General features: G+C 65.8%; 7 protein-coding genes and 1 pseudogene. 2 read left to right on the forward strand and 6 right to left on the reverse strand.

The window, feature by feature from the left end; genetic code table 11:
* From FQ389_RS17120 to FQ389_RS17140, 5 genes are all read right to left on the reverse strand, one after another.
* Positions 1 to 448: DUF1775 domain-containing protein (locus FQ389_RS17120; RefSeq protein WP_407662935.1), on the reverse strand; the 448-nt coding region annotated here is incomplete at its 3' end.
* Between the two features lie 15 nt (positions 449 to 463).
* Positions 464 to 1,120, reverse strand: coding sequence for a DUF6474 family protein (locus FQ389_RS17125; RefSeq protein WP_144209806.1), 657 nt, complete (start codon positions 1,118 to 1,120; stop codon positions 464 to 466).
* A 120-nt stretch (positions 1,121 to 1,240) separates the two neighbouring features.
* Entirely contained in the window at positions 1,241 to 1,639 is a 399-nt protein-coding gene (locus tag FQ389_RS17130) for a transcriptional regulator (protein WP_144209809.1), read from the reverse strand.
* 1,061 nt (positions 1,640 to 2,700) lie between these two features.
* On the reverse strand, positions 2,701 to 3,234 hold the full coding sequence (locus tag FQ389_RS17135) for a peptidase (protein WP_144209812.1): 534 nt from the start codon (positions 3,232 to 3,234) through the stop codon (positions 2,701 to 2,703).
* 129 nt (positions 3,235 to 3,363) lie between these two features.
* A complete protein-coding gene (locus FQ389_RS17140) occupies positions 3,364 to 3,987 on the reverse strand; it encodes a superoxide dismutase (protein WP_144209816.1) in 624 nt (207 codons plus the stop codon).
* A 772-nt stretch (positions 3,988 to 4,759) separates the two neighbouring features.
* On the opposite strand from FQ389_RS17140, the gene FQ389_RS17150 reads away from it, so the two are divergent.
* Positions 4,760 to 5,797, forward strand: a complete 1,038-nt coding sequence (locus FQ389_RS17150; protein ID WP_144209821.1) for a DUF4328 domain-containing protein — start codon at positions 4,760 to 4,762, stop codon at positions 5,795 to 5,797.
* A gap of 5 nt (positions 5,798 to 5,802) precedes the next feature.
* On the forward strand, positions 5,803 to 6,624 hold the full coding sequence (locus FQ389_RS17155) for a glycerophosphodiester phosphodiesterase (protein ID WP_144209824.1): 822 nt from the start codon (positions 5,803 to 5,805) through the stop codon (positions 6,622 to 6,624).
* Here FQ389_RS17155 and FQ389_RS17160 read toward each other — a convergent pair.
* Positions 6,605 to 7,124 (reverse strand): annotated as a pseudogene (locus tag FQ389_RS17160) (LCP family protein); the annotation flags it as partial. The gene FQ389_RS17155 and the pseudogene FQ389_RS17160 sit on opposite strands and share 20 nt — an antisense overlap.

The raw sequence follows: 7,124 nt of genomic DNA on the forward strand, positions 1-7,124 counted from the left end.
CCCCCCCCACCCCCCCGGCGCCCCCGGCACACGCCGCCCGGCCCCGGAACCGGCCACCGGCGCCGCCGGGCAATTTTCCCGAGACCCGGAACAGCGCGAACTGGTCGACGCCGATACCGCCGTTGGGCGCGGCCGTCCAGGTCACCGACCGCACCGTGCCGGCCGACACATCGCGGTCGAGCTTGGCCGTCCAGCCGGGCATTGCCTCGGTACGCGCGGACTCAACGTCGGGCAGCTGCACGGTCAGCGCCATGGTGGCCGCACCCTTGTCCGATTCGTTGGGCACCTGAAAGCTCACCAGCGCCATGGCGCCCCGGACCGTGGTGTCGCTAAAGGCGTGGACGTGCGCCCACGCCGACGGGGTAACGCCGATGGCCCCGAGGTAGAGCACCGCTGCGGCGGCTACAGCGATAGCGGCCCGTGACATCCGTGCAGCGTGAAACGGCATGTGCGAACCTAACTTTCAGAACAGGCCGAGGCGAGCCATCAGGTCGGCCTCGATGCCGTCGAGCTGAGCCGAGGTCGCAGAGTGCGCGGTCCGGCGGCGCGCGGTGGGCATGTGCTCGGCCGCGGCGACGGCCGCCGACAGATCGGCGAGACGCTCGGAGATGGCGGCGACGAACTGCTTGGTCTCGGTATCCTTGGGCTTGCGTTCCTGCACGGTCCGCAACGACTTCTCGGCACCGGCGATCCGGGCCAACAGCTGCGCGCCGTGCCCGGAGAACTGACCGATCTGAGCCAGCGGGATGCCCAGTTGATCCGCCCGGCGCTGGTCGATCAGCCTGCGAGCGGCGATCGCCGCCCGGTGGATCACCGGCGTCAGGATCGGCGCCAACAGCCGCGACACCGTCAAGATTCGCCGAATCCGGGTGGGTGACAACAACTTGCCCTCCCGGGCAGCCTTGAGTTCGGCCTCCGCAACCTTCAACGCTGTTCGGTCGCTGTCGTGCTGCGCTTTGATCTGCGCCTTGAGGGCCTTGTCGGCCGCACGCCGTTCCTCCCGGAACTGCCGAGCCTGATTCTTGGCGCTGAGCTTGGCTTCCAGCTTGGCCCGGGCCTTGATCGCGCGTGCCTCGGCACGACGCGTCGCGCGACTCTTCCGCTTGCGAAACAGGCCCATTGCCGACCGCCTCCCGGTGTCTCGTGGGTGATCGCCGCCGCGTGTGCGCGATCCGAGAACCAACCCTAACCGGCACAGGGCGGTGGCCACCCAACAGGGCGGACCGACGTCGTCAGCTAGCTAGGCGTCGAGGTGCTCGGCGCGGCGCAGCTCGTCGACACGTTCGACGATGTCCTGCTGAGCCTGCGCCGACAAGCCGACCGCACGGAGCGCGATCTGGCGCACTCTGTCCTCGCGCAGGCTCGCCATCCACGACAGCTCTTTGTCGAGCTTCTCGTAGTACTCGTCGTCGGTGAAATAGGCCGGCTTGATCCGGAAGAAGTTGGCCAACGCCGCCATGGTGGCCGACGACGGGTTGGTCCGGTTGCCGGAGCGGAGCTGCGACAGGTAAGGAGCCGACATCGTGATGCCTTCCGCCTTGAGTGCCGCAATCACCTCCGCCGAGGTGTGCGGCCCGCGCCCCGGTGGATACACCGTGTCGAACAAGCGGTTTAGGCGGGCGGCGAATGTCGTGCTCATCGATAGATCTCCACTGGGCTGTAAAAGTTAACCGTTTACCTATGTGTATTTGCTGATCATGGTAGCGAGTGTTGGTGCCCACAACTAGGTGCAAACCAGACCGGCTTCGCTGTACGTGGCATCGACAATCGTTATTTTCCACACGGAGAGCCTCCAACTAAATTACGGCAGTGTCCACAAACCGAGCAAAACTCACAGGTTATCCGCAGAAAAGAACATCACTAAACGTGCTAGTGCGCGGCCGCCCCACGAGTGGCGAGATGGGTCGATGGGTGGTATCGGACAGGGCTCTCGCAACCATTCGACAACGCATGTCGCCAAAACAGAAGATTTGCTGCAAACAACCGTTTATTTGCGGTATAGAATCGCCGGTGCGCGCGCCGGTCGGCCCAGGTGTCACTGGGGATCGATTGGCGGAGCGCCCCGCTGTCGCTGTGCCGCTAACGCTGTCCGGCGACCGCCCGCTGACCGAATCATGGGTCCGGCGCCGTCGCAGTGTTTGCGCTGGCCCACGCTGACCGCGACTAGCGTCGCTGCCGCGACTACCGCGACAGCTACCGACCGCGCGCTGTCGACAAAATCGATAGGCCACCACAAGTGTGAACACCCCGTCGGTTGACGCATGCAGGAGCTGCTGGGGGGAGGCGGCCGTGCGGCGCGCGGCTTCGTGGATGCCGCGCGCACCGCTGGAAGCCGTACGGCGAAGATCGGGATGGCCAACCACGGCGGCGCATCGCGATCGGCCGCGTCGGGGGCGCTGGCCCCGGGTCGCATCTTCGATCACGGGAACCGCGAGCCATTGGTCATCGTGATGGGCCGAGGCCTTCTCGGTGAATTCCGTGCGAATAGCCACCGAATCGGACACGTCGTTGGACAACCAGCGTGGTCATTATCGCCGCGGGTGCGGCCGAGGATTCCAGCAAGCGGCCCGCGCACAGCGCATCACCGGGCGCGCGGTGTACCAGTGGCTCGCGGTGCGTCAGGACCCTGTCACGAACCGGCGGAATTCGGAAAACCCGTAATCGCGAATTCGGCACTCGAACGAATTCGGTTGAATTGCGCTACGCGGCAAGCAGCATGGCCAGAATTGCGGTGTCGGGATGACTGATGGGGTCAACTCCCACTCGGCTCACCATGGACGTGATGGTGCCATCGGCTTCTGCTTCGACCCAGGCCGCGCGGTGCTCCAATCCCAGGTATGGCAGCCCCGGCAACAGGACACAGCCCGAGGCGGCGCCGTTGCACTCCGGCAACGACGTCGTGGTCTCCGACGGCGGGTGCAGCATCAGCAGCGCGGGAGGCTGATGATCGGCGAAATAACCTGGCTGGATTGCAGACTCACCGAACACGGTGCCCTCGGCCAGCACCAGGCCGACGGTGTCCGGCTCGGGCTCGTCGGGCAATTCCTCACGGGCGCCGAAGACCGTTGTGGTTGAGAGCAATCCGGGTAAGGACGCCACCCGAACCGCGACCATCAGCAGTTGTGCCCATTCTTTGGTCGAGTCGGGCCACCGGCCGGAGATCACGAACCCCTTCAGGGCACCACGAGCATGGAAAGGGGAAACCCTAATGGGCCGGTCAGAACCAGTCTCCATTTCGACCTCCGCGCTACGCCCCCGTCCGATTAACCACACTGGTAATTCGAGTAATTAAGAATGCCTGCGTGTTCTGTTGCCGTGCAACCCGGCACGGCTGTTGGCGCTCCCGCCGATCGATGGCGAAACTCAGCCGAAAATCAGGCCCTTTGTCTTCGACGTGGCGGCCGCGTACCGAGACTGCACATCCGCCCAGTTGACGACATTCCAGAACGCCTTGACGTAGTCCGCCTTGACGTTCTTGTACTGCAAGTAGAAGGCGTGCTCCCACATGTCGACCTGCAGCAGGGGGATGATGCCCAGCGGGACGTTGGCCTGCTGGTCGTAGAGCTGGAAGGTCAGCAGCCGGTCGCTGAGGGTGTCGTAGCCGAGCACCGCCCAGCCCGAGCCCTGCAAACCGTTGGCGGCGGCGCTGAACTGCGCGCGGAACTTGTCGAACGAGCCGAAGGCGTCGTCGATTGCGGCGGCCAGGTCGCCGGTCGGCTTGTCGCCACCGTTCGGGGACAGGTTCTTCCACCAAATGGAGTGGTTGACGTGGCCGCCAAGGTGGAACGCCAGGTTCTTCTCGTTCAAGAAGATCGCGGCATGGTCGTCGTTGGCCCGTGCCTCTTCGAGCTTGGCGATGGCGTCATTCAAACCATTGACGTACGTCGCATGGTGCTTGCTGTGGTGGATCTCGTTGATCTGACCGGAGATGTGCGGTTCCAGCGCTGCGTAGTCCCAGTTCAAGTCGGGCAAGGTGTATTCAGCCACGGCATTCCTTTCCTTGATGATCGTCTTAACGCGCCTTCGAGCGGATTCCGCCACGCGGCAGGCTCAGCGTAATCAACCCTGCTCCAAGACCGCGCCCGCCGCAAGGACGACCCCTACGAACCGAAAAGACGAGTACTCGATCGACGGGGTTTCAAGACCGAACGATCAAGACAAGACGATAAGGGCCAGGACGGCGAGCAACGCCAGCGCGATCACGCCGGCGCGCAACGCGGCAACGCTGTAACTGTGATTCCATACGGGCGACCCGGAATGCGAGTTCGATGAGGCCGGAGCGCCCGGACCGAACGAATGCGTCGCCATCAATCGCCTTCCGCAGTCAGTCACCCGCATAAGTGAGGTGAGCCACAACACTTTTCGTGATGGCGATCATAACTCGTCGTGATGGCATTTGGAAAACGAGCTCGGTGGCTACGACCGGCGTCGGGCCCGCCACAACGGCGAGGCGCCGCCGCACCGGGGTGCATTTCCGGTCCCGCGGGGCTGTCAGCTGCGATTTAGCGGGCCGTTGAGTTCGCTCGGGCGGCCCGAGGGCCCTGTCGATGAAGCACAAACCCTCCGTGTTATCCACAAATGAGGCCAAGGTAAACCGCAAGTTGCTGATCGATTGCGTGCATACCCCCAGCCTCCATGTGGATAAACCTGTGGAAACTGTGGATAGTCACAAAGTAGCTGTGACTTGCGTAACACCTGCGGCGGCCCCGACGCCATGCCGGGACTGCCCGCCGCATCGTCGCGGCGTTAGGCTGGCCCGGTGATCCAGGTGTGCTCCCAGTGCGGCGCTCGGTGGAACGTGCGCGAGCGTCGCCGCGAGTGGTGCCCGCGCTGTCGCGGCGCGCTGATGGCACCCCTGGGAGATGGACCGATCGGCGACCCCCGCTGGAAGACACCCGGCGCAGTGCCACCACCCGCGCGCCCACCGGTTCTGCCGCGGCTGCCGACCGGCTTCCGGTGGATCGCCGTACGCCCAGGCGCCGCCCCGCCCGCGCGGCGAGAGCGACGGCCGCTCGGGCCGACGCCCCTCTACACGGTGATCCCGCGCTGGGGACTGGCCGACCGCATCGAGCAGGCCCCGACCCCGGGCGTCGCTCCGCCACGTGTTAGTCCGTTGGCGGCCACGGTGCGCCTGTGGCTGTTCATCAGCGTGCTGGTGCTCTGCGGGACGGCGCTGGTGTACGTCCTGCGCTACATCCTGTTGGTCATCAATCGCAAGACCCTGCTGAATTCCATTGTGGCGACCTTCGCCGACTACCTGGGAGATCTGGCCAGCGTCGCGGCGGCCGGGGTGTGGATCTTGTCCGGGGTCCTGCTGATTCAGTGGTTGATCGCTCGCCGCGCCGTGGTGTTCTCCCATTACGGCATGCCCGACCAGCGCTCCACCTGGTCGTTGTGGGCGGGCTGCCTCGTTCCGGTCGTCAACCTGCTGTGGGCGCCGGTCTATGTCATTGAGCTGGCCGCGCTCGAAGACCATCACAACCGGTTGCGGCGCCCGATCCTCGAGTGGTGGGTCGCGTGGATCGTCAGCTACGCCGTATCGGTCTGGGCGATCATCACCAGCTTCGAATCCGATGCCCAAGGCATCGCGAATAACACCGTCATGATGGTGTTCGGATATCTCTTCGCCGCGGCCACGCTGGCCGCGGCCGCGCGCATCTTCGAAGGGTGCGAACGCAAGCCCGTGGCACGGCCCGCACACCGCTGGGTGGTGGTCGCATCGGATCGGTGCGATGGCGCCGACGGGGCAGGGTCGAATGTTCCGGTTGAGAAGAAGGGACAGGAACCGGCAGCATAGGGGGTATGACATGGGCCGACGAGGTGCTCGCCGCGCATCCTTTTGTCGTTGCTCACCGGGGCGCGTCGGCCGCCCGCCCTGAACACACACTGGCCGCCTACGAGCTCGCGCTCAAAGAGGGCGCCGACGGCGTCGAATGCGATGTGCGGTTGACCCGCGACGGCCACTTGGTATGCGTGCATGACCGGCGGCTGGATCGCACGTCCACCGGCGCCGGGCTGGTCAGCACGATGACGCTCGCCCAACTACGCGAACTCGAATACGGCGCCTGGCACGACAGTTGGCGACCCGACGGCGCTCATGGTGACACCAGCCTGCTCACACTCGACGCCCTGATATCGCTGGTCCTGGACTGGAACCGGCCGGTGAAAATCTTCATCGAGACCAAGCATCCGGTCCGGTACGGCTCGCTGGTGGAAAGCAAGGTGCTGGCGCTGCTGCACCGATTCGGGATCGCCGCGCCGGCCTCCGCAGCCCGGTCGCGGGCGGTGGTGATGTCCTTCTCCGCGGCCGCGGTGTGGCGCATCCGTCGAGCGGCGCCCCTGCTGCCCACGGTGCTGCTCGGCCGGAACGCCCGCTACCTGACCAGCAGCGCGGCCACCGCTGTCGGCGCGACCGCGGTCGGGCCCTCGGTGACCGCGCTGAAGGACTATCCGCACCTGGCCGACCGCGCCGCCGCGCAGGGCCGCGCCGTGTACTGCTGGACGGTCGACGGCTACGACGACATCGACTTCTGCCGCGACGTCGGGGTCGCGTGGATCGCCACCAACCACCCCGGCCGCACCAAGACCTGGCTCGAGAACGCCCGAACTCCCGGGCGGAGCTAGTTCGAGATAAGGTAACCGCCAGTGGCGGCTCCGGACGTACCCCCAGCGCTTCGCGTCCGTTCAGCTGCTGGCAGCCGGCGGGCAGGTCAATACTGGCCAACGGATCCTGCATCGGCGCCGTCGGGCACACTGTGACGCCGCCGAGGGCGTCGACTAGGGCGGCAAACCCGCTGAAGCCGATCTCGGCGTAGTGATCCAGACGCAGCACGGTGGCCTGCTCGACTGTCTGGGCCAGCAGTGACCCCCGCCGGCCGCGAGGGCCGAGTTGATCTTGTCTTTGCCTTGCCCCGGGATCGAGACGAACGAGTCGTGCGGAATCGACACGTCCAGCCGCAGGGCACCACCGGTAAGGCCGATGCCGTACAGCAGCACGACGATCACCGCGGCCGATGCGATTCCCCTGATCCAGCGTAGCGTGCGACGCCTGCAGGGTGGCGGGGGCGGCGGCTGAGCGGACGATTGGGTGGGCGTCCGAATCGCGGGTGCCGGCAGCGCGACGC

The sequence above is a fragment of the Mycobacterium tilburgii genome (assembly GCF_902168065.1).
In the GTDB taxonomy this organism is placed as follows: domain Bacteria; phylum Actinomycetota; class Actinomycetes; order Mycobacteriales; family Mycobacteriaceae; genus Mycobacterium; species Mycobacterium tilburgii.

Coding starts and splice junctions, on each gene's coding strand:
- FQ389_RS17125 (WP_144209806.1), bottom strand. CDS start 1,120: ATGGGCCTGTTTCGCAAGCGGAAGAGTCGCGCGACGCGTCGTGCCGAG.
- FQ389_RS17130 (WP_144209809.1), bottom strand. CDS start 1,639: ATGAGCACGACATTCGCCGCCCGCCTAAACCGCTTGTTCGACACGGTG.
- FQ389_RS17135 (WP_144209812.1), bottom strand. CDS start 3,234: ATGGAGACTGGTTCTGACCGGCCCATTAGGGTTTCCCCTTTCCATGCT.
- FQ389_RS17155 (WP_144209824.1), top strand. CDS start 5,803: ATGACATGGGCCGACGAGGTGCTCGCCGCGCATCCTTTTGTCGTTGCT.